Source organism: Leeuwenhoekiella sp. A2 (genome assembly GCF_047946655.1).
Classification (GTDB): Bacteria; Bacteroidota; Bacteroidia; order Flavobacteriales; family Flavobacteriaceae; genus Leeuwenhoekiella.
Window position 1 is genome coordinate 3,139,283 of the sequence record NZ_CP172311.1, and the last position, 24,580, is coordinate 3,163,862.

The 24,580-nt window shown below is 38.9% G+C and carries 17 protein-coding genes; 1 reads left to right on the forward strand and 16 read right to left on the reverse strand.

The genetic code is table 11. The annotated features are described in order from the left end of the window. Positions 1–6 precede the first annotated feature (6 nt). Positions 7–2,214 (reverse strand): bifunctional alpha,alpha-trehalose-phosphate synthase (UDP-forming)/trehalose-phosphatase, encoded by a 2,208-nt coding sequence (locus ACH3PA_RS13815; RefSeq protein ID WP_416443185.1) that lies wholly within the window; start codon positions 2,212–2,214, stop codon positions 7–9. A gap of 95 nt (positions 2,215–2,309) precedes the next feature. Here ACH3PA_RS13815 and ACH3PA_RS13820 point away from each other — a divergent pair, with 95 nt between their 5' ends. Further along, positions 2,310–4,112, forward strand: a complete 1,803-nt coding sequence (locus tag ACH3PA_RS13820; RefSeq protein WP_416443183.1) for a glycoside hydrolase family 15 protein — start codon at positions 2,310–2,312, stop codon at positions 4,110–4,112. Positions 4,113–4,216: 104 nt separating this feature from the next. Here the strand turns inward: ACH3PA_RS13820 and ACH3PA_RS13825 are convergent, their stop codons facing one another. From ACH3PA_RS13825 to ACH3PA_RS13895, 15 genes are all read right to left on the reverse strand, one after another. Beyond that, positions 4,217–4,852 (reverse strand): MOSC domain-containing protein, encoded by a 636-nt coding sequence (locus ACH3PA_RS13825; RefSeq protein ID WP_416443181.1) that lies wholly within the window; start codon positions 4,850–4,852, stop codon positions 4,217–4,219. A 44-nt stretch (positions 4,853–4,896) separates the two neighbouring features. Continuing rightward, positions 4,897–5,280: a DUF3037 domain-containing protein gene (locus ACH3PA_RS13830; protein ID WP_416443179.1), complete on the reverse strand. Its 384-nt coding sequence runs from the start codon at positions 5,278–5,280 to the stop codon at positions 4,897–4,899. Beyond that, a complete protein-coding gene (locus tag ACH3PA_RS13835; protein ID WP_416443177.1) occupies positions 5,270–6,049 on the reverse strand; it encodes a HipA family kinase in 780 nt (259 codons plus the stop codon). Before ACH3PA_RS13835 ends, ACH3PA_RS13830 begins: the two co-directional genes overlap by 11 nt. A gap of 106 nt (positions 6,050–6,155) precedes the next feature. Next, positions 6,156–7,271 carry a mechanosensitive ion channel family protein gene (locus ACH3PA_RS13840; protein WP_416443175.1) on the reverse strand — a complete coding sequence of 372 codons (1,116 nt, stop codon included), beginning with the start codon at positions 7,269–7,271 and terminating at the stop codon, positions 6,156–6,158. A 112-nt stretch (positions 7,272–7,383) separates the two neighbouring features. Beyond that, the gene (locus ACH3PA_RS13845) at positions 7,384–8,148 is read right to left on the reverse strand and encodes a sugar-binding protein (protein WP_416443173.1); all 765 of its coding nucleotides are present in this window, start codon (positions 8,146–8,148) and stop codon (positions 7,384–7,386) included. Continuing rightward, positions 8,141–9,328 (reverse strand): MFS transporter, encoded by a 1,188-nt coding sequence (locus ACH3PA_RS13850; RefSeq protein WP_416443171.1) that lies wholly within the window; start codon positions 9,326–9,328, stop codon positions 8,141–8,143. Before ACH3PA_RS13850 ends, ACH3PA_RS13845 begins: the two co-directional genes overlap by 8 nt. Further along, on the reverse strand, positions 9,315–10,196 hold the full coding sequence (locus ACH3PA_RS13855) for a TolB family protein (RefSeq protein ID WP_416443169.1): 882 nt from the start codon (positions 10,194–10,196) through the stop codon (positions 9,315–9,317). Before ACH3PA_RS13855 ends, ACH3PA_RS13850 begins: the two co-directional genes overlap by 14 nt. An 88-nt stretch (positions 10,197–10,284) precedes the next feature. After that, positions 10,285–12,090, reverse strand: a complete 1,806-nt coding sequence (locus ACH3PA_RS13860; RefSeq protein ID WP_416443167.1) for an acyl-CoA dehydrogenase family protein — start codon at positions 12,088–12,090, stop codon at positions 10,285–10,287. A 111-nt stretch (positions 12,091–12,201) separates the two neighbouring features. After that, positions 12,202–13,392 (reverse strand): acetyl-CoA C-acyltransferase, encoded by a 1,191-nt coding sequence (locus tag ACH3PA_RS13865; RefSeq protein WP_416443165.1) that lies wholly within the window; start codon positions 13,390–13,392, stop codon positions 12,202–12,204. Positions 13,393–13,505: 113 nt separating this feature from the next. After that, positions 13,506–15,914 (reverse strand): 3-hydroxyacyl-CoA dehydrogenase NAD-binding domain-containing protein, encoded by a 2,409-nt coding sequence (locus ACH3PA_RS13870; protein ID WP_416443163.1) that lies wholly within the window; start codon positions 15,912–15,914, stop codon positions 13,506–13,508. Further along, positions 15,914–16,369 (reverse strand): MarR family winged helix-turn-helix transcriptional regulator, encoded by a 456-nt coding sequence (locus ACH3PA_RS13875; RefSeq protein WP_416443161.1) that lies wholly within the window; start codon positions 16,367–16,369, stop codon positions 15,914–15,916. The genes ACH3PA_RS13870 and ACH3PA_RS13875 overlap by 1 nt, the downstream gene beginning before the upstream one ends. Positions 16,370–16,505: 136 nt before the next feature. Beyond that, positions 16,506–18,278 (reverse strand): AMP-dependent synthetase/ligase, encoded by a 1,773-nt coding sequence (locus ACH3PA_RS13880; protein WP_416443159.1) that lies wholly within the window; start codon positions 18,276–18,278, stop codon positions 16,506–16,508. Between the two features lie 242 nt (positions 18,279–18,520). Continuing rightward, entirely contained in the window at positions 18,521–22,189 is a 3,669-nt protein-coding gene (purL, locus tag ACH3PA_RS13885) for a phosphoribosylformylglycinamidine synthase (RefSeq protein ID WP_416443157.1), read from the reverse strand. 49 nt (positions 22,190–22,238) lie between these two features. Continuing rightward, a complete protein-coding gene (locus ACH3PA_RS13890; RefSeq protein ID WP_416443155.1) occupies positions 22,239–23,273 on the reverse strand; it encodes an endonuclease in 1,035 nt (344 codons plus the stop codon). 26 nt (positions 23,274–23,299) lie between these two features. Next, on the reverse strand, positions 23,300–24,508 hold the full coding sequence (locus tag ACH3PA_RS13895) for an RsmB/NOP family class I SAM-dependent RNA methyltransferase (RefSeq protein ID WP_416443153.1): 1,209 nt from the start codon (positions 24,506–24,508) through the stop codon (positions 23,300–23,302). Positions 24,509–24,580 lie beyond the last annotated feature (72 nt).

The following is a 24,580-nucleotide window of genomic DNA, read 5'->3' on the forward strand; positions in this document are numbered from 1 at the left end:
TACGTATTATCCGCGTGCTGCAAATTCTTTTAAAAGTTCACGTACATGATCTGTATCGTCAACATAAAATTTAGCTGCGGTTTTATGTAAACCTACTTTAACTGTATAGGCTTCTTCTGGCAGATCCTGAAACATAAACTCGTCTGTCCAGTCATCGCCAATTGAGAAAATGAAAGAATAGTCTTTTTTGAAGATATGGTTTGTTACCGCCTTACCTTTATTTACACCGCTGGTTTTAATTTCTAAAACTTTATTACCGTCAAGAACACTTAACTCATGTGTGCTCGTCAACTCTTTTATCACAGTAGAGAGATCATTAGCTCGTTTAGCGCCTAACTCAGGATCTGCCTGTCTGTAATGAAAAGCAAGAGAGTAATTTTTCTCTTCTATAAAAGTTCCCGGAGTACGGTCTACAAAACTTTCCAGAATGGGGCGTACCTGTGGCATCCAGTCTTTTTTTACATTCTCTGTCATTTCCCATTCACCGCCGGTAAGTCTTTTCCAGACGCCATGCTCTGCTATAAGCGTTATTGGCACTTCCTGCCACCAGGTTCCTAAAGTATGACGATCTCTTCCGCTAATTATTACCACTTCAGTATTGGGCTGATTTTGCAGTGTTTTTATGAGATTTATCATTTCCTCATCGGGTTCTGCATCTTCAGGATTGCTTACAAAACCTCTTAAAGTACCATCATAATCGAGAAAAAGTATGCGTTTTTCAGATTCCGCGAAAGCTGAAAGTATTTTTTCCTGCACTTCTTTGTTTACGCGTTTAGCTTTGACAAGGGCTGTTCTTTCCTGCGTTTCATTTAAACTGCTCATAAAATCATCTGCCCATTTCTCAACATTGTATCTTTTAAGACGTTTCTGTAAAGAAGTATTGCGTTTTATCTGTTCTGCTTCTGGCATTTCAAGCGCGGTTTTCATCGCATCTGCAATTTGCTCAAAGTTGTTTGGGTTGATGATTAAGGCCTCGTTCATTTCTTGTGCAGCACCCGCCATTTCGCTCAAAATAAGTACACCTCTTTTATCTGTTCTTGTAGCAACGTATTCTTTGGCAACTAGATTCATCCCGTCACGAATAGGTGTGAGCAAGGCAACTTCACATGTTGTATACAGATCGATGAGATTTTCAAAAGGCATAGAGCGGTAAAAATACCAAATAGGCGTCCAGCTTACAGAAGCAAATTTACCGTTTATGCGTCCTACTAATTCATCTACTTCTTTCTTTAAAAGCTGGTACTGCGGTACATTAGAACGCGAAGGAACAGCAAGCATTACCAGTCTCACTTTTTCTTTAAATTCTGGATATTTCTCTAAAAAATACTCATAAGCCCGTAATCTGTTTGCAATACCTTTTGTGTAATCAAGTCTGTCAATAGACAGTATCATTTTTGCTTCTGGCGTAGAATCTAAGTGTAAATCTAGCCTGCGTTGCAGTTCTGATTGACCACTTTCCTGATCGTGTTTTTTAGCGGCTTCTGCAAATTTGTTATAATCAATCCCCATGGGGAATGAATTAACAGTAACAATGCGATCTTTAATAATGATCTCATTAAAGTTGATCTCATGCCTTAAAATACGCCTTACTGAACTTAAAAAGTGACGTTCATAATCATAAGTGTGAAAACCAATAAGATCTGCACCTAACAAGCCTTTTAAAATTTCTTCCCTCCACGGTAATGTTCTAAATACTTCATACGAAGGGAAAGGTATGTGTAGAAAGAAACCTATAGATACATCTGGTCTTTTAGCTTTTATAAGCTGTGGTAGTAACATTAACTGGTAATCGTGAATCCAGACCGTGTCGCCATCTTCAATATTGTCAAGCACAACCTCAGCATATTTTTCATTTACCTCTTTATAGCTTTCCCAACTTTCATTTTCAAATTCGGTAAACTCCATGAAATAATGAAAAAGCGGCCAAATTGTACGATTACTGAAACCATAGTAAAACCCATTTATATCATCTTCCGTAAGTAAAACAGGAATACATTGCTCTTTTATGGTTTCATCAATGACGTCATCCATAAGATCAGATGGTATTTCCTCTTCGGTAAGGCCGGGCCATCCTATCCAGACACCATTGCCATCGCGGTGTACAGATTTCATGCCGGTGGCAAGACCACCTATACTGGGAGTGGCTTGTACAGTCTTATTATCGATCTTTAATTGTAAAGGAAGGCGGTTTGAAATTATGATGGTTTTGCTCATAAATAGGTTAATTGGGCTTGGTTTTTCTTTTAATGCTTAAATTTCGGAAAATATGGGCGGTTTAGCTACCGCATTAAAGAACTTTTAAGATACATATGGATAATTTAAATTACGGAATAATAGGAAACTGTAAAAGCGCAGCCCTCATATCAAAATCAGGTTCTATAGACTGGTGCTGTTTACCCATTTTTGATTCTGCTTCAGTTTTCGCTAAAATACTAGACAATGATAAAGGCGGAAGTCTTGGTTTTGAAATAAGTGAAGATTATGAAATAAGTCAGGAATATCTCTGGGAAACCAATATCTTAAGTACCACTTTTGACAATGGTACAGATTCTTTTCAAGTCATTGATTTTATGCCGCGCTATGAAAAAAAAGACGGTAGTTTTTATGCACCGCCAGATATCGTGCGGTTTTTTCGCCTGATTAAGGGTGAACCAAAATTCAGTATCGCATACGACCCCAAGCTTGAATATGCTAAAGAAGAAACCTACACAAAGAACAGGGGTGAATATCTTGAAAGTTATACAAAGGCCGGAAAATATGATTCTTTATATTTCTATACAGATTTTAATCATGATGATATTTTAAAGCGAAAAAAAATCACGCTTAAGAAGAATGGGTTTATTCTCATTTCATATCATGAAAAGTTGATGAAGCAAACGCTTGACAGGTCATACCTTAAATTTCAACGTACCAAGGTTTACTGGATGAACTGGAGTGATCTTACAACTAACTATCCAAGGTATCAAAATGAGATCATTAGAAGCGCATTAACTTTAAAAGCACTCACTTTTGAAAAATCTGGTGCTGTACTCGCAGCAGCTACAACCTCATTGCCAGAAACTATAGGCGAGGTGCGTAATTGGGATTACAGGTTTTGCTGGGTACGCGATGCCTCTATGGTGATACGTGTAATATCAAGCCTGGGACACACAAAATCTGCCAGAAAATTTCTACAATTTATTATAGATCTTATACCTGATAAAGATGAGAAAATGCAGATCATGTATGGCATTAATGGGGAGAAAGAACTAACCGAGCAAACGCTTGATCATCTTTCTGGTTACAAAGGTTCTGCACCGGTACGTATAGGTAATGCTGCCTATGTACAACGGCAAAATGATATTTACGGGATCTTGATGGAAGTTATCTTTCAGCAATTTATACAATTTGAAACTTCTCTTGAGAACAGTGAAGAATTATGGACTATAGTAGGGGGCATTGTTAATATTGTGGAAGAGCACTGGAAAGAACCTGATAAAGGTATTTGGGAGTTACGCACAGAAGACAAACATTTTACATTCTCAAAACTTCTGTGTTGGGTAGCAGTAGACAGAGCTATAAAAATAGGAGAGGTGCTGGGGAGAACCAGAAATATTGCAAAGTGGAAGGAAGTACGATCTGAGATCTATGCTGATATTTATCAAAATGCATGGAATGATGATCTGCAGGCATATACGCAATCCTACGGTTCTTACGATATGGATGCTTCTACATTGCTTATGGAATCTTACGGATTTATACAGGCAGACGACGCCCGTTTTATTGCAACCGTGCAGGCAACTGAGCGTGAACTCTGCCGTGACGGTCTCATGTATCGCTATAAAAATGATGACGATTTTGGGCAGCCTACATCATCGTTTACAATATGCTCATTCTGGTATATAGACAGTTTATATAAAATAGGTGAGAAGGAAAAAGCAATAAAACACTTTGATCAATTGCTTTCATACAGCAATCACCTGGGCTTGTTTAGTGAGGATATAGATTTTAAGACGAAGCGCTTATTGGGTAATTTCCCGCAAGCATATTCACATTTGGCACTTATAGAAACTGCGATTAATTTCTCAAGAGATTCTAAAATTCCGGAGCATTTTCAACCGATATTTCAATAAAAAAAGCCAATTTTTATATTGAAAAAACAGGTTTTTAACCCTAAAAATCCGGCAAAATTAGCCGGATTTTTAATTTATAGAAATTCTCTTAATAGAGAAATGTTTTATTGAAGAAATGAACTAAAAAATGTTCTTTTCTTAGGAGGTATTGCTTTGCTGCTTGCTGCGATCTGCACCAGTTCCTGTTCTTTTTCTTTGGCATAAACCAGCTTAAATAAGGAAGCTACAGATAATTTATGCTGCGTACGTTCTAGTAATGTGAACTTATCATTAACGGCTACGTGGCCCTCTTCAATAATGCTTAAATACGTGCCGCCAAAACCGTGCTCTATAAATTGTTTGATGACTTTTTGAGATCCGAATTTATAACCAAACTTATAGCAGGGTTCTCTGTACTGAGAGACTTGCACAGTAGCTTCTCCTACCTTGTAAATATCACCTAAGAAAACATCATTTTCATCAAAATCTGCAACGGTGAGGTTTTCACCAAACATTCCCCAGCACCAGTCTAATTCAGGATAAAGACTTTCCCAATAAGGATATTGCTCTGCCGAAAATATATAGCAGGCTTTATAAAATCCGCCATGATGCAATCGATCTGAAACCTCATCGTTTACAACGTCATTTTTGGTCAAATAAATAGGTTGGCCAGTAGGTTTTTTAAAAATACCGGTAGTTTCTTCTTTGCCATTCCAAATGAAAGTAGTGGGTTTAGCAATATTGGTAGAGATTATTTTCATGGTTGGTGTGGTATTAAATTTCCTTCTAACACTAAAATTCCAATTTATAAGACATGTTTTTTAAATATATCTTCTAATGTTTTTTGTGGGTTATCACTAACACCGGGATGAGTTTTAGAGCTTTGAATAATTGTACTTCTGCAAGCGGTTAACCATCTAAATCTATCAGATAATTCTAATTTTCCTATTTTTCCGCCAGATGGTTCCCCATCGCAGATTAATTTCCACGCATCTAAATAGTTGTTAAGAATATCTAACTCAATTTCACATGCAAACACTTGTAATTTGTCTGGATTGATATGGTATTTAATACCTAAAAATTTTTTTCGCTTAGAAAAAAGAATAACACCCACATTAAAGAATTCTTCTCGTTCTACTTTAGGTACAATTCTAATTATTGCATATTCAAATGTAACCTTATCTTGCATCTTCAGCTTCTTTAACTAATAAATCAATCTTAGACAATCTTGTATTTATAAACTGAATGTATGCTGCTCTCATCTCCTCAGGAGTCATAGAGTCAGATTCGCTTATCAACCACTCTTCTGGTATATTGAGAATAATTTCTTTAATTATTTCGGCACTAATAAAATTTTGAATTTCTTTTGATGCCTCTTCTAAATGAGTCGCTTTTTGTAAAAGTACATGGTCTTTAATAAGAGGGAAAGTTCTGGTTAGGTGATTTTCCCAGTTTTTCCAGTCATGATGAAAGTAAAAACTGGCACCATTATCTATTACCCAGAGTTCATGATTCCAGTGTAATAAATTACTGTTCTTAGCTGTTCTGTCAATATTACTTATGATGCTGTCCAGCAGTACCACTTTTGAGGCGGTCATAGCATCTACTGTACTTACTAAAGGGTCAAAAGTAATTGCACCAGAGAGAAAATGTAACCCCAGATTTAAACCTACACTAAATTTTAGGAGATCCTGAATTTCTTCATCTGGCTCTGTTTTACTAAATGAATCATCAAGATTCATAAAAACCAGTTCAGGCACTTTCAATTTAATTGCTCGAGCGAGCTCTCCACCTATAAACTCTGCTATCAAAGCTTTTTTACCTTGACCGGCGCCTCTAAATTTTAGTACATACAGAAAATCATCATCTGCCCTCACTATGGCAGGTAGTGAACCACCTTCTCGCAGTGGGTGTACATATTGAACAACATTTACTGTTCTAATATCTAGTTTATACATACGTACTAAATAAAATCACTTTTTAGAGAACTAAAATAGGTTAATAAATAATTAATCCCCGAAGAATACATCGAGGATTAATTGCAGTATTATTATAAATTTGAAGTTATTGATTATTTTTATTGTCTTTCATCAATTTAGCTTCTGCGGGATGAGAGCGATCTGTTTTACCTTGCTTGTTTGTATGATCAAGCATTTCTACACGAGTGCGAGGTAAGCTTTCCGGGTAATTTTCTCTAATGAAATCAATCATTTTTTCTCTGATGAAAACTCTTAAATCCCAGGCCGTGGGTGAATCTTTTGCACTCATAAGCGCTCTGCTCTCAACTGTAGTGGCTTGAGCATCTGTAACCTGAAGCACATTTACGAGTCCGTCCCAAAGTGGTGTGCTTTCGAGTAATCGAGTTAATTCTTTACGGAGTGCATCAAAAGGTACATTGTAATCTGTATGAATAAAAACAGTTCCTAAAATATCTGAAGAGTTGCGCGTCCAGTTCTGGAATGGCTTATCTATAAAATAGGTGGTGGGCAAGACGAGACGGCGTTTATCCCATATCTTAACTACGACGTAGGTGAGAAATATTTCTTCAATCCAGCCCCATTCATTTTCTACAATAACAACATCGTCAATACGTATAGGTTGCGTAATAGCGATCTGTATACCGGCTAATAAAGTCCCTAGCGCTTTTTGTGCCGCAAAACCAATTATTATACCGGCTATACCTGCCGAACCCAACATAGTTGCTCCAATTGATCGTATACTGGGAAAACTCATTAAAGCGATACCTACAGCAAATAAAACGAGTAGAAATACAATAACACGTTCAAGGATTGTAAATTGTGTGTATACCTTTCTGGCAGACATATTATCTGCAGATTTCATGTCATAACTCTGTAATACACGACTTTTAAAAATACTGAGCGCAATTATGCACAACCATGTGATACTAATTATTAATAGAATTGTAGCTATATGGCCCAGCACGTCACGATTTATAAAACGACTAATACCATTTACAACTCTTCCTATTCTCAAAAAAAGTGACAGGATGAGCAAAGCCATGGGTATGCGTATGCGAGCAGCGATATTTACCGGCAGAATATTCTTGGGGCTTTTACCCAGACGCTGAAGTAAGTAATACAGAAAACCAAAAACTAAAGCAGAAATAACGATACCAATGATCAGGTAACGCGCAAGATTAGAATCAATTGAAGAAAACATAAGGTTAGCTTTTTGATATTAATTTTAAAGCTAAACAAACATGTGCAACGGTGGCGTTAATAAAATTTAAAACTTTGGTAATGAATTTACTATAACGTTAGTAAATATGCATTTATTCCGTTAGGAGCAATGTGCCAAATATTCCCGCATCTATCCAGCCTCTGTTTTTGTCTTTGCCCGCTACAGGTATAGAGCCAATAAAATTCTCTCTCTCCGGGCTGCTGTCATTATCACAGTACGCTATTGCGAAACCCATTTTCTTGTTGGGTTTTAGAACAATGGGATCATTAGGCTTTTCATCGTTATAAGTATCATCAAAAATGGTTACCAGAACTTCCCATGTAGTTGTGTTACCGTTTGTTTTTCGCTCAGATTCTACATTGCTGTTGTAAAGTCTGGCAGTGCCTGCTGGCGAAGTGTCTACCACATTTCCGTCAAGGGCTATGTGGTAAGCAAATGCGTTGTAATTATACTGGTGGTCACCACCGCTGTTATCTTCATCAACAAAAACTTCAAGGCAGTCATCATTCCAGAAATTATCAAGAGGATCTGTATGACGGTCATCTAAAATATCATCTTTAATTTCGGCAAGAATATAAAGTCCTTCCGGCGTCCAGGTTAATTTATATCTGCCTTCAAAATCTGTTTTGCTAAATTTTTCTCCAATCCATCGTTCATCCATAGCATTCCATTCTGCATCTTTCCATGCGGGATCATCTGCAATTCCATCAATTTCTGGTGCAATGGTTGCAAGTTTTATTTCGCGAAGCTGTTGATCATTTTTTACTACGAAAGTTTGTTGAGCTTCAGATTCTGTTTTGCAACTTACAAATAGCAAAAGCGAAAGAAAATAGACGGGAAGAGCAGTTTTATTCATTGTGTATTGATGTTTTCTTTTTTGAAGATAATAGACTTAGTATTCCAAATATAGGTCCTGCTCCCAGAATTAAAAAAATGTATTGTGGGTCTACGTGCTGTGACCATAATGTAAATGCCTGAATGCTAAAAATAGTAATGCCAAAACCTATACAGTTTACAAATGTTAGTGCGGTGCCTCTGTATTCTGCCAGCGAATTTTGAGCGACTAATGTAGAAAATTGCGGACTATCTGCTACCACAGCTGCTCCCCAAATTATAAGTGAAATTAAGAAAATGACTTTAGGCAAATGGAGCAAAAAAGGAGAGCAAAAACATAACAATCCTGAAATAATTAAACTCATTAAAGCAACCGCTTTACTTCCTTTATAAAAACTTATGTGACCGCCCAAAGCGCAGGATACAGCTCCTGTAGCAATAATCATAAATGACCAAAGCGGAATATTGATTTCGATATTAGAAAAATCGGCATAAAACTGAATAAAAACAGGTAAAAAGCCCCAAAAAGCGTACAACTCCCACATGTGACCAAAATACCCAAAAGCTGCTTTTCTAAAGCCTTCAACTTTAAATAATTCTGGTATCGCTTTCAATTTTATTTTCTGCTGCCTTTTTCTAAAAGGACCGTCAGGAACTACAATCAGGATTAAAAATCCGCCTAAAATGGCCAGAAAACTGGTTGTAAGCGTTAAAAATCGGTAACTAAAGTCTACTCCTAAACTGTTGATAAAATGAGGCAAAGCGGTACCAAGCACTAAAGCACCTACAAGATATCCTAAAACTTTACCAAGTCCTTTTTCATAATAATCTGAAGCTATTTTCATGCCCACAGGATAAATACCAGCAAGAAAGAAACCGGTTATAAAACGAGATGCGAGAATGAGCTCAATATTAATTTTAGGGAGTAGCAAAGCCGCATTTGCCAGAGCTCCACAAATTGCGCTCACAAAAAATACTTTAGAAGGGGAGAAGCGGTCTGCCAGCGCTAGAAAGGCAAAAATCAAAGTTCCGCCAATAAAACCCAATTGCACCGCCGAAAGTGCTGCACCTATAGCGGCTGTACTAGCTAAATCTGGTAAAGGTATTTGTGGTATGCTTATGTTGCCTACAAACCACAGTGAGGTGCCCAGAAATTGAGCGACCACGATGATAACTGTAACAAGTGATCTATTGCTTGTCATTGTTGCTGTTGGGTTCTGCTACAACAGCAAGGTGTTTACCATCTGGGCTTACTGCCAGGCGTGTAATATTGTCAAGATCATAAGATTCTAGCGAGGCTAGTTCTTTCCACTCAGTGACTCCCAGCGTGTCATAAATGTATAGGCGGTTACGGCTTCCCAGAAGTATTTGGCTATCATTGAGCCAAACATAATCCTGTATACCAATAGGCAGCTCACAAACAAAAAAACTTTCAAGGTCACCCGCCATATCAAGTAAATACAAATCCAGGTTTTGATCATCATTTACTACAGTGTAGCTCATCGATTTAGTATGAGGCACTTTGTACAGTGACCGGCCAATATTTGTTATGATTAACGTGTCCTTTTTTGTATTTGTGTCAGATAAATATAGATCCAGACTACTCCCGGAAAGCACAGCGCTTATAAATTGCGAATTATCATAGAAAGCAAAACATCCTGTTTTCAGGTCATTTATCGCGGTAGTTTCACCGGCTTTTGTTTTATATCTGTAAAGTCTTTGCAACCCGGAAGTATCTAATCTCACGGCTGCAAAATATTCACTGTCAGGAATATGCTGTGGGGAATATTCGCTACCTTCAGTTGTATTTGTAAGCCAGTCTATAGTTTTGGTATTCAGATAGTAAGAGGCAATATCTGTTTGTTCATTTCGCGTTCGCGAAAAAAAAATCGTTTCATTATCAGAAAAAGAAGGTTGGTTGTCATAACCTGCGTTATTTGATATGTTTTGTCCGTTTTTTACTTCAAAAGAGGCGTTTTTTGGAACAAGATCAAATAAGTAAATTTCAGTATCTGTATTTTGGCAAAATGCTAATCCTGAAAAAAGAAATATAAAAAGTAATCTCATCATAATTATTTAGCGAAAGGTATAAAAAAGGCCTGTAAGTTTTGAATTTACAGGCCTTCAGTCAAAAATTTTAAAACTTATTTTCTTCTTTCTAAAAAGGATACGTGTTTTCAGCAATAACTTTATCAGCGATAAGGTTACGTAAAGCAACCACATTTGGCTGATTTTGATATTTCGTAAAGCGTTTTAGACCCATAAGCATCATACGTTGTTCATCACCTTCGGCAAAAGAAACAATACCCTCTTTTCCTTTTATAGTGATGGTATCAACGGCATGATATAAATATAACTTAGCCATCGCGATTTGCTCTTTTTGTGATTCCTCACCAAAACGTTTAGCGTTTTTCTCAGCTCTCAATATTGTACTTTCTGCCATATAGATCTCGATAAGGATATCTGAAGCTGCTAAAAGTAACTGTTGATGTTGTTCTAATTCTGGACCAAATTTCTGAATCGCACCACCGGCAACCATAAGGAAAACCTTTTTCAATTTGGCGATCATTGTTTTTTCTTCAGAGAGAACTTCAGAAAAGTCAGGAGTTTCAAAAGAAGGAATTCCTGTTAATTCATCTGCTACTTTCATAGCAGGGCCTAAAAGATCAACATGACCCTTCATCGCTTTTTTAATAAGCATACCCACAGCAAGCATTCGGTTTATCTCATTTGTACCTTCATAAATACGTGAGATACGCGCATCACGCCATGCAGCTTCCATAGGAGTGTCTGCACTAAAGCCCATTCCGCCAAAGATCTGAATACCTTCATCAGAACAGTTTTGGATATCTTCTGAAGCCGCAACTTTAAGAATAGAACATTCTATAGCATATTCTTCAACACCTTTAAGTTCTGCCTCACTATGTGAGTTGCCATCGCTCATGCGCAGAGCAATGCGGTCTTCTATATTTTTTGCAGCGCGGTAACTAGCACTTTCACCGGCATAAGCAGAAGTTGCCATTTCGGCCAATTTAGATTTTATAGCTCCAAAACTTGAAATAGGAGTTTTAAACTGAATGCGCTCATTTGCATATTTTACCGAGTGGTCAACAACACGTCTTTGCGCGTCAAGACAAGCAGCAGCAAGTTTAATACGACCCACGTTAAGTGCATTCATCGCAATTTTAAAACCTTCACCGCGACCTGCAAGCATATTCTCAACCGGAACTTTAGTTTCACTAAAGAAAACCTGACGGGTAGAGGAGGCGTGAATACCTAATTTGTGTTCTTCTTCACCTAGAGAAATCCCATTTGAAGGATCTTGTTCTACAATGAAACCAGTGATATTTTTATCGTCCTCTATGCGTGCAAAAACGATGAACATGTTGCAAAAACCAGCATTTGAAATCCACATTTTCTGTCCGCTGATTAGGTAATGCGTACCATCTTCAGAAAGAACAGCTTTAGTTTTACCACTATTCGCATCAGATCCTGCTCCCGGTTCAGTTAAAGCATAAGCACCAAACCATTCACCGTTTGCCAATTTAGGAACGTATTTTTTCTTTTGTTCTTCGGTCCCATATAATGTGATTGGCATAGTACCAATACCTGTATGAGCACCAAAAGCCGTAGCGATAGAACCAGTAGCACCAGAAATATAATCACAAACAAGCATGGTAGAAACAAATCCCATCCCAAGTCCGTCATATTCTTCCGGTACCGCAACACCAAGAAAACCAAGTTCACCGGCTTTACGCATAATTTCTTCAGTAAGTGCGTAATCTTTTTTCTCTAGTCTCGGTTTATTGGGAACAACCTCACGGTCTACAAATTCCTTAACCGATTCTTTCATCATTACTTGCTCCTCACTGAAATCTTCAGGAGTGAATATATCTTCGCAAGCGGTTTCTTTTACTAAAAACTGCCCTCCACGTAGGATGTCTTTTTTTTCTGCTGTTTCCATTATTTATTCATTTTTAATTTTTTCCTCACCCCAGCCCTCTCCAAAGGAGAGGGAGCAGAGTTTAATTAGTTTCAATATTATTTCTCTCCCTTTGGGGGAGTTAGAGGGGCTTTAATTCAGGAATTCATAAACCCCTGCAGCACCCTGACCTGTACCTACGCACATTGTTACGAGACCGTATTTCCCTTTCATATCACGCTTACGCATTTCATCAAATAATTGAACTGAAAGTTTACCACCTGTACAACCTAAAGGGTGACCAAGTGCAATCGCACCGCCGTTTACATTTACGATATCCGGATTTAAACCTAATTCTCTAATTACGGCAAGAGATTGAGAAGCAAAGGCCTCATTAAGTTCTACAAGATCAATATCATCCTGTTTTAAGCCGGCTTGTTTTAATGCTTTTGGGATCGCTTTTACGGGTCCTATACCCATAATTCTGGGCTCAACACCTACAGCTGCAAAATTTACAAGACGCGCTATTGGTTCAAGATTTAATTCTTTAACCATTTCTTCGCTCATGATAAGTACAAAAGCTGCACCATCACTCATTTGCGAAGAGTTACCTGCAGTGACACTTCCGCCATCTGCAAAAACCGGCCTTAGTTTGCCCAAAACCTCCAGGCTTGTATCTTTTCTTGGTCCTTCGTCTTTGTTAACCGTATAAGTTTCAGTAACTTTCTTACCGGCTTCATTTACAAAAGTATGCTCTACATTAATTGGCACAATTTGGTCTTGAAAACGGTTTTCAGCCTGAGCTTTTAATGCTTTTTGATGCGAATTGTAAGCAAACTCATCCTGATCTTCACGAGAAACATTAAATTGATTTGCTACAGCTTCTGCAGTTAAGCCCATTCCCCAATAATAATCTTCATGACCTTCTTTGGCCATCTTGTAATCAGGTACAGGTTTGTAACCACCCATTGGGATGTAACTCATACTTTCTGCTCCGCCGGCGATTATACAATCTGCCATTCCTGCCTGGATTTTGGCGGAAGCCATTGCGATTGTCTCAATACCAGAAGCACAATATCTGTTTACAGTCACTCCGGGAACGTCTTCAATTTTAAGTCCCATAAGGGAAATTAACCGACCCATATTTAAACCTTGTTCGGCTTCTGGCATCGCATTACCTACAATGACATCGTCGATTCTTTTTTTGTCGAAATCGGGTAGATCTTTAAGCATGTACTGAATAGTTTCTGCCGCGAGTTCATCAGGTCTTTTAAATCTGAATACTCCTCGTGGCGCTTTGCCCACTGCAGTACGATATGCTTTAACTATATATGCTGTTTTCATTTTTTTAGTGTTTTCCTCACCCCAACCCTCTCCAAAGGAGAGGGAGCGAGTTATGAATTATATCTAATTTCTTTTTTCATTATTTCCTCCCTACTGGGGAGGTTAGGTGGGGCTTAGTTACGCAACGGCTTTCCTTTTTTGATCATGTGCTCCAGACGTTCCAGGGTTTTGCGTTCTCCACAAAGACTTAGAAAAGCCTCACGCTCCAGATCAAGTAAATATTGCTCAGTTACATAAGAAGCCTCAGAAAGATCACCTCCAGCCATCACATAAGCCAGTTTGTTTGCGATTTTCTTATCATGATCGCTTATATATTTTCCGGCTTCCATAGAATCTGTACCTACTAAAAACATACCCAAGGCCTGTTTGCCAAGTACTTTTACGTCTTTTCTCTTGATAGGCATTGTGTAACCCTGATCTGCCATAAAACGAGCAGTAGCTTTCGCTGCTGCGATCTGGCGATCTTTGTTAACCACAACTATATCTTTACCGTGTTTTAAAATTCCTGTATCATAAGCTTCATAAGCAGATGTAGACACTTTTGCCATTCCTATCGTAAGAAAATATTCTTGTAAACGGTTAAGCTCAACATCGTTTTTCTCAAAAGTGTCTGACGCCCGTAGCGCCATTTCTTTAGAACCACCACCGCCGGGAATCACACCTACGCCAAACTCTACCAAACCAATATAACTTTCTGCCGCTGCTACCACTTTATCTGCGTGTAAAGTCATCTCACAACCACCACCAAGTGTCATACCATGTGGAGCAACAACTACGGGAATAGAGGAGTAGCGCAATCTCATACAGCTGTCCTGAAAATATTTTACAGCCATATTGAGTTCGTCATATTCCTGCTCAACGGCCATCATGAATATCATCCCGATATTAGCCCCTACAGAGAAGTTTTTGCCCTGATTTCCTATCACTAGTCCATCAAAATCTTTTTCTGCGATATCAATTGCTTTATTAAGGCCTGCCAGAACATCACCACCTATAGAATTCATTTTAGACTGAAATTCTACATTTAAAATTCCATCGCCAAGGTCTTCTACAACAACACCACTATTCTTAAAAACCTCATTGGTTTTACGAATGTTATCAAGGATTATAAATGAATCCTGCCCCGGTTTTTTGATAAAATCACCTTTCGGAATATCATAATACCAGGTAGCACCTTCTTTTACTTTATAAAAAGAATCATTTCCGTCTTCAACTAATTTATTTACCCATTCGGCAGGTTCAAAACCTTCCTGCTTCATCAACTCAATTCCTTTCTGAACTCCCAGTGCGTCCCATATTTGAAAAGGACCATGTTCCCAGCCAAAACCAGCGCGCATGGCGTCATCAATTTTATAAAGTTCGTCTGTTATTTCCGGAATTCTGTTTTGAACGTAAGCGAAAAGCGAAGCGAAATTTTTTCTGTAAAATTCACCAGCTTTGTCTTTTCCGTTAACCAGAACTTTAAAACGGTCTTTTACATTGTCAATGGTTTTTGTAAGCTCGAGCGTTGCGAAAGAAGCACGTTTACTCGCTCTGTAATCCATAGAATCAAGATCAAGAGAAAGTATTTCGCTTGAGCCATCATCTTTTCTTACTTTTTTGTAAAAACCCTGACCAGATTTACTTCCCAGCCATTTGTTCTGCATCATTGTATCTATAAAACTGGGAAGTTTGAACAGTTCGTGGCGTTCATCATCCTGACAATTTTCATAAATACCGTTTGCAACATGAACCAGAGTGTCAAGGCCAACAACATCTACTGTACGAAAGGTTGCAGATTTAGGCCGGCCAATTACCGGACCCGTAAGTTTATCAACTTCTTCAATGGTCATTCCCATTTCTTTTACAGAATGAAAAAGACTCATTATGCTGAAAATACCCACGCGATTACCTATAAAAGCCGGAGTATCTTTAGCTACGACAGCGGTTTTACCAAGAAATTTTTCGCCGTAACCATTAAGGAAATCAAGAACATCTTCAGAGGTTTCTGGTCCCGGGATTATTTCAAAAAGGTCAAGATATCTTGCAGGGTTAAAAAAGTGAGTTCCGCAGAAATGCTTTTGAAAATCTTCGCTGCGTCCTTCGCTCATAAAGCGAATAGGAATACCTGAGGTATTAGAAGTAATTAAAGTTCCCGGGGTGCGAAAATTATCAAGTTTTTCAAAAACCTGCTTTTTGATGTCAAGTCTTTCAACAACAACCTCAATAATCCAATCTACTTCAGAGACTTTAGACAAATCATCATCCATATTACCAGTTGTGATGCGATTGGCAAAATCCTGATGATAAATAGGAGAAGGCTTAGATTTTAATGAATTTTGAAGATGCTCGTTAACCAGACGGTTACGCACAACTTTATCTTCAAGAGTTAAACCTTTAGCTTTTTCCCTATCTGTCAATTCTCTGGGGACAATATCAAGTAACAATACTTCAACCCCAATATTTGCAAAATGACATGCGATGCCACTTCCCATAATACCAGACCCGATAACGGCTACTTTATTAATTCTTCTTTTACTCATTATTTTATAGGCGTTTCTTGTTGATTATAGATTTTCTTATTCTGTATAAGGTCATTAATAACATGAATGACCTCAAAAAAGTTTTTTATTTTTTCATCAGAGATATTCTCTCTTATAGACTCATTAAACCGTAAAACCCGATCTTTACTGTAATCACGTTTTTCTCTACCAAATTCTGTAAGATGTATCAATACTCCACGTCCATCTGCAGGGTTGGGTTTTCTTTCAATTAGACCTCTTTCCTCCATAGATTTTAGCGTTCGCGAAAGGCTTGTAGCTTCCATTCCCATACGTGGTCCTAATGCTGTAGAAGGTGTACCTTCTTCAGGATCAATGCTTAATAGCGCAAAGCCAGTCGCCATAGTACTGTCAAATTTTGAAGCTTCCTCATTATACATTTTGGTCACCGCCTGCCAAGTGGCACGAAGGGCATAGTCTATTGTAATATCTTTCATAAGTTCAATATGTCGTAAATGTACTAAATTTTACTATGCATGCATAGTAAAATTAGAAAAATATAACGATTTCGTAAAGTTGGCAAACGGTTATATAATTTCCATAAAAAAACTCCTTGAATAGGAGTTTTAATAATTAATTGCGTTCGTATATTTTATTATAAAGGTCAAGATACTTCTCTTTTACGACCCTACGCTTTAATTTCATAGTAGGAGTGAGGTGACCTTCATCTATGCTCCAAATATCAGGAGTAAGTTCAAAACGCTTCACGCGCTCCCACCTGCCAAAGCGCTCGTTGTAAAGATCTACTTCTTCCTGAATACGATCTTTTACTTCTTGCTTATTGATCAATTCATCATTAGACTTACCAAGATCAAGATTTTTGCGTTTTGCCCATTCCTGTACAAATTCAAAATTAGGCTGAATAAAAGCTGCCGGCATTTTCTCCCCTTCGCCTATAACCATGATCTGCTCTATAAAGCGGGATTGTTTCATGGTATTTTCTATAAGTTGTGGAGCTACATATTTACCCCCGCTGGTTTTAAACATTTCCTTTTTGCGGTCTGTTATGCGAAGAAAGCCTTCATTATCAACTTCACCTATGTCACCTGTGTGAAAATATCCATTCTCAAGAACCTCGTTTGTCTTTTCGTCGTCTTTATAGTAACCAAGCATTACCTGCGGACCTTTAACTAATATCTCACCATCTTCAGCTATTTTAATTTCAGTCTCGGGGATAGGTTTTCCTACTGTACCAATTTTAAAACCGTGATTACGCATATCATTTACTGAAATTACCGGAGAGGTTTCAGTGAGGCCGTAACCTTCCATCACAGCGATATTTGCCGCATTGTACACACGAGCTAGCCTGGGTTGCAGAGCAGCACTTCCTGAAGCGATAACTTTTAAATTGCCGCCAAGTGCTTCCTGCCATTTACTGAATATTAATTTTCGCGCTAAAGCGAGTTTCTTTTCATACCACCAGCCATTTGCACCATAAGGCTCGTAGGCCAAACCTAGTTCTACTGCCCAGAAAAATAATTTTTTCTTAATGCCTTTTTGTTCGGTTCCTTTTGCTATGATCTTGTCGTAAACTTTCTCAAGAAGACGTGGCACGGCGGTCATAACCTCGGGTTTTACTTCTTTAAGGTTTTCACTTATTGTATCTAAAGATTCTGCAAAATAGATCGACACTCCGCTATATTGATACAAGTAGATAAGCATGCGTTCATAAACATGACAAACCGGTAAAAAACTTAACGCCTTACCTCCTGATTCTATAGGAAACCGGGTACAGCTGTTTAGAACATTACTTACCAGGTTCTTATGGCTTAACATAACTCCCTTGGGTCTCCCTGTAGTACCAGAAGTATAGATGAGTGTAGCAAGGTCATCTTCTTTCACAATAGCTTTAAGAGCTTCTACTTCTTCCTGTGTTGAGAGGTCTGCGCCTAATTTTTTTACTTCTTCCCAGCTTGTACAACCTGGTATATCGTTAAAACAATACACATCTTTTAGTAATGGAAGATTCCCTTTTATGGCATTGACTTTTTTCAGTACATCTTCATCAGAGACGAAACAGTAGATTGCACCACTATGATTAAGCACATATTCATATTCTTCTTCAGAGATAGTGGGATATACAGGAACATTTTGCGCACCAAGCTGCATAATGCCAATATCCATAATATTCCACTCTGTGCGGTTATTAGTAGATATCAGGGCGATTTTATCATTAGGTTTTACCCCCAGTTTTAAAAGTCCGCGACTTATGGCATTTGCCTGATCAAGGTATGATTGAGTAGAAGTGGCTGTCCAGGTACCATTATATTTGGTAACCAGGGCTTTTTCCAGATTGTACTTCTCTAATTGATGATACGGGAAGTCAAAGAGGCGTTTAATTTCCATGCGCTGTTGCTATAATTGGTTCGCAAATTATAAAAAATGCAGGCTATATTCTATTATTTTATTAAAATTAAACCTAATTGACTAAGGTTATGGTAATTTGTTTTTGTTTTAAGAGGCTCCTTCGGTAAAAAGGATTTGACTATTTAAGGGTTTAACCAGAGCTCTACCTTTTAGTGAATAATATTTATTTTAAATTGATTTACAAAATTACATTGGAAGTTATCTGTTGACATTCTTATTTTTTACTCCTGCTCTTCAATCCACTTTCTCGCATTTTCAAAAGCTTCCAGCCAGGGGCTTACCTCATCCTTTCGTCCTTTAGGATAATTTGCCCAGTTCCATTGAAAAATTGAGCGCTCGATGTGTGGCATAGTAACCAGATGACGCCCGGTTTTATCACTCATCATTGCTGTGTTGTATGCCGAATTATTCGGGTTTGCGGGATAACTGTCAAAACCATATTTAGCGACAATCTTGTAATTTTCTTCGCTTAGCGGAAGGTGGAATTTACCTTCCCCATGTGAGATCCAAACGCCTAAAGTCGCACCTGCCAAAGTAGATAGCATAACTGAATCATTTTCTGCAATCGTCACACTGGTAAAACCGCTTTCATGCTTGTGCGAATCGTTATGCAGCATTTTTGGTTTTTCATCATGTTCAGGATAAAGTAAATCAAGTTCTGCAAAAAGCTGACAACCATTACAAATCCCAACCGAAAGAGTATCAGGACGAGCAAAGAAATTTTTCAAAGCAGTATTTGCTTTTTCATTATACAGAAAAGCACCTGCCCAACCCTTGGCTGAACCTAGCACATCAGAATTTGAAAAACCACCCACAGCACCAATAAACTGAATATCTTCTAGGGTTTCCCTACCTGAAATTAAATCGGTCATGTGTACGTCTTTTACATCAAAACCAGCCAGGAACATAGCGTTTGCCATCTCACGTTCAGAATTACTTCCTTTTTCGCGTAAAATCGCAGCTTTTGGGCGCGATTTTAGACCTTCTAAGGCAGGTTTTTTACCGGTAAAATGAGTGGGGAAATCGAATTTTAAAGCCTGCTGGGCGAAATTTTCAAAACGAGCTGTAGCCAGATTATTGGCAGTTTGTTTTTGATCCAGCAAATAGGAAGTTCTAAACCACTTTTGACGCAGCGATGGAATATTTAAACCAACCTCAATACTGTCTTTTTTGATTTCCAGAATTTCTCCTGAAGTAACGGTTCCTATTTTAAAGAATTCTATTTGCTCTTGGTTCAGAAATTCTTCCACATTGCTATTGACTGCTGCCTGAAAAACTATTCCGGCATTTTCGGCAAATAGAATTTTGATCAGGTCTTTTTCGCTAAAAGCGGAAAGGTCAAAAGAAGCACTCAAATCTGGTTCTGCGAAACACGTTTCAAGCAGCGTAGTGATCAAACCACCGGAAGCCACATCGTGCCCGGCAACAATTTTATCTTCTTTAATCAACTTTTGAATAGTGTCAAACGCTTTCGCGAAAGCTGCATTGTTTTTAATACCTGGGGCCGAAGTTCCTATTTTATCGAGTGTTTGCGCAAATGAGGAACCGCCCAATTTAAATTCATCTTGTGAAAAGTTGATGTAATAAATCGCACCTTCTTCTTTTTGTAGAACGGGCTCTATCACCTGATTGATATTGCTGCAATTTCCGGCCGCCGAAATTATCACAGTTCCCGGAGCGATTACCTCACCATCGGGATATTTTTGTTTCATCGAAAGCGAATCTTTTCCGGTAGGCACGTTGATTCCCAGCTCAATCGCAAACTCTGAAACCGCTTGAACCGCTTCATATAGACGCGCATCTTCCCCGGGATTGTTACACGGCCACATCCAGTTTGCAGAAAGGGAAACCGATTTCAAACCTTTCTCAAGTGGGGCCCAAATGATATTGGTCAAAGCTTCGGCGATAGAGTTTTTACTTCCCGCAACGGGATCTATAAGTCCGCTGATGGGCGAGTGGCCTATGGAAGTCGCAATACCCAGCGTACTTTTATAATCGAGTGCCATCACGCCGCAATTGTTAAGCGGCAGTTGAAGACTTCCCGCACATTGTTGCTTGGCAACGCGGCCGCCTACGCAACGGTCAACTTTATTGGTTAGCCAGTCTTTGCAGGCTACAGCTTCAAGCCGTAATACGTTTTCCAGATACTCATGAAAATCGGCCAAATTATACTCAAAATCAGCATATTTTCGATCGATTTTGGAGTCGTTCATTACCGTTTGTGGCGAACTCCCAAACATATCGTGCAGATCAAGATCCATAGGAGAATCACCGCTGCTCGCCGATTTAAACGTAAAGCGATGATCGCCGGTCACGTCACCTACTTCATACATAGGCGAGCGCTCACGATCTGCAATACGTTTAAGCGTTGCTATACTTTTATCGTCAATCACAAGTCCCATGCGTTCCTGTGATTCGTTCCCTATAATTTCTTTGGCCGAAAGGGTAGGATCGCCCACGGGCAGTTTATCAAGATCTATTTTTCCGCCGGTTTCTTCTACGAGTTCCGAAAGGCAATTTAAATGGCCTCCGGCACCGTGATCGTGAATAGAAACGATGGGATTATGATCGCTCTCTACCATCCCCCGGATTGCATTTGCGGCGCGTTTTTGCATTTCAGGATTTGAGCGCTGTATCGCGTTGAGTTCTATACCAGAACTAAATGCGCCGGTATCTGCCGAAGAAACGGCAGCGCCACCCATCCCGATGCGGTAATTATCACCACCTAAAATGACGATTTTATCCCCGGTTTTGGGACTGTCTTTTAAAGCCTGGTCTTTCTTGCCATAACCTATTCCGCCGGCTTGCATGATCACTTTGTCGTAACCTAATCTGCGACCGTCGGTTTCATTTTCAAAAGTCAAAACAGAACCGGCGATAAGTGGTTGCCCAAATTTATTTCCAAAATCTGAAGCTCCGTTTGAAGCTTTTATCAAAATATCAATTGGCGTTTGATATAACCATTTCCGGGCTGGCATTCCCTGTTCCCATGGTTTTTCTTCTTCTAATCGGGAATAAGCTGTCATATAAACTGCGGTTCCGGCAAGTGGCAACGAACCTTTCCCACCTGCAAGACGATCGCGTATTTCTCCTCCTGCACCGGTAGCGGCGCCGTTAAAAGGTTCGACTGTGGTGGGGAAGTTGTGGGTTTCCGCTTTAAGCGAAAGCACACTTTCAAATTCTTTTTCTTCGTAATAATCGGGTTTATCCGCCGACTTTGGGGCAAATTGAGTGACTTTTGGTCCGCTAACAAATGCTACGTTGTCTTTATAAGCCGAAACAATTTCATTGGGATTTTCTTCTGAAGTTTTACGGATCATCTTAAAGAGCGAAGAAGGCATTTCTTCCCCATCGATGATAAATTTCCCGTTGAAAATCTTGTGGCGGCAATGTTCAGAATTCACCTGACTGAAACCAAAAACTTCAGAGTCGGTAAGTTTTCTGCCTATTCGTTCAGAAACGGCATTTAAGTAAGCAACTTCTTCCGCGTTAAGCGAAAGTCCTTCCTTTTCATTATAGGCATGAATATCTTCTATATGCAGAATTTTTTCCGGCTCAATATTTATATAGAAAATTTCCTGATCGAGTTTCGCATATTTCTGCGAAAGCATGGGGTCAAACCCATCGTCATCTTTCGCGGAAGCGGTAAATTCTTCAATGCGCACAATACCTTCAATGCCCATATTTTGGGTAATCTCAACCGCATTGGTACTCCAGGGAGTTATCATTGTGGCACGCGGACCAATAAAAAAAGCGTCAATAATAGACGCTTGTAGTTTAGGTTGGTCGCCAAAAAGCCAGGTTAACTTTTTTTCATCTTCCTGAGAAAGATTTTCCTGGGTTTGAACGGCGTATATTTTTAAATCCTGAGAACCGAAAAAATGAATCATAAAGGGTGTCGCTATTGAAGTCGCAAATTTAATGATTTCTACTGAAAAATTAATTAACGAGCAGCTTTACTGTTTTGCTTTTTTGCTGAGATTGTAATGAAATAAAATACAAACCTGTCTTGTAAGAGCTTAGATCAAGAGATGTTTGGTATTTATAGGTGTCAAGAACTTTACCGGTGACATCATAAATGATGATGCTTTCTGGTTGTGCTGTGGTATTTATTTCTACAAAATGATGTGCGGGATTGGGATATAGCGAAAAGGTAATTGTTTCAGTATCAAAAATACCTAAATTGTCCCAGCGGTCTTGCGCTTCAGGACCACCCCAGATCTCTGTTGCCAGATGTGGATTGTCTATAAACGGATTACGGTTGCCCTGTGCGTATGTTGCATCGCTGTCGTGATAGGTATTTCTTTGATCTTCTACTGCAGATGGAAGGTCTTCTGCATTCCATTCTAAAAGTAAATCGACCATATCAGGATCTTCTGCATTGGTTGTTCCTACGGCTACGTTTGTGGGTAGACAGCGTGTGCCGTAACGCAGATACATATACATGAGCATTCTGGCTACATCACCTTTCCATTCATCACCGGGATACCAATTTGTGCCTACAGTGCCAGAATTTCCGGTACCGTCAGCAAATTTTCTGTTACCTCTATTGGCGTTGCGTTGTACGTCGCTGGGGCGTAAATGATGCGCATCAGAACCGGGACCTTCGTTTCCTAAATTAGGTGTTCCTAAAGATTTAGCGTAGGTATGTTCTCTGTTCCAATCTCCATTATCACCACCATTTCTGTTTTTATCTCTCGTTCTGTCATTTGTTGGGTCTTGATCAGTTTGATCTTCATAGCCGTAAAGCAGAAGAACTTCATCAGGATTTTCGGGGTCAACATCTGTAACTTTATCTGCTTCCCAGATTCCCGGAGTGTATGTAAGAAAATGGGTGTGCGTTTCTGTGATTTTAGTCGCCAGTTCTTGCTTTAAAGCAGCACCACTTTTTGAAAGATCTACGTCATCATAGTATGGCTGCTGCGCCAAAATAGATAACGGAAGGAAAATTAAAAGGAGTAGAAGTCTTACCATGCGAGAAGTTTTAGGACAGTGAAATTTTATTTTTTAGATAAAAGAGCCATAAAGAAACCATCATATCCAGACTCACTTGAAAGTACAACTTTTTGTTGATCAAGACTAAACTCTTTTCCTTCTTCTGAAGTTAAAAATTCTTTAACCTGTGCCTGATTTTCTGAAGGAAGAATAGAACAGGTAGCGTAAACCAGTTTTCCGCCAGATTTAACCATTTTTGAGTAGGAGCGAAGTAGTTCTTGTTGTTTAACTTTTATGCTTTCTACAAAATCCGGTTGTAGTTTCCATTTAGCATCTGGATTTCTGCTTAACACACCAAGACCTGTACATGGCGCATCAATAAGGACACGATCTGCCGAGTTATATAATTTTTTAATGACCTTAGTAGAGTCTATTGTTCTGGTCTCAATATTAAAAGCTCCGGCACGACGCGCACGTCTTTTAAGTTCTTTTAATTTATTGCCAAAAATATCCAGAGCTATAATCTGCCCTTTGTTATCCATCATAGCGGCAAGATGTAGCGATTTACCACCGGCACCTGCACAAGTATCAATAACACGCATTCCCGGTTCAACCTGAAGTAATGGGGCTACAAGTTGTGATGATGCATCCTGAACTTCAAAAAAACCTTCTTTAAAAGCAGTGGTTGTGAAAACATTCCCACGTTCTTTAAGTTGAATAGCGTCTTTATATCCTTTTATAGATTCTGTTTCAAAACCTTCTTCTGCAAGAGATTTTTGCAGTGCGCCTACGTCAGTTTTTAAACGGTTAACACGAAGAACCACCGGTGCTTGTTGATTAAGAGCAGCGATTTCTGCATCCCACTTTTTACCCAATTCTTTTTCACCTAATTCATCTAACCAGTCTGGTATAGATTCTCTGTATTTCCTTGTTTGTGAAAGTTCATCAAATTTCCCTTTTATGCGCCGGGTAGGTGTTTGTTCTATTTGTGGCCAATCTGGTAGTGTTATTCCGCGTAAGGTAGCCCAGACAGCAAATAACCTCCAGATATCTTTGCGCTCAAATGGCTCACCAACTTCTGCAATGCCTGCATATAGGCGTTTCCATCGTACAATATCGTAAATAGTTTCAGCAACAAAACTACGGTCTCTCGATCCCCAGCGTTTGTCTCTTTTAAGTTGTTTTTCTACCGTTTTACTGGCATAACTTCCCTCGTTAAATATTTCTAACAAGCCATCAACTACGGCGAAAACGAGATTACGGTGTAAGCGCATGAATTTGGTTTTAAAATGGCTGCAAAGGTACGGGTTTGTAGGTGAATAGTTTTATATTCACGCAAAATAAAG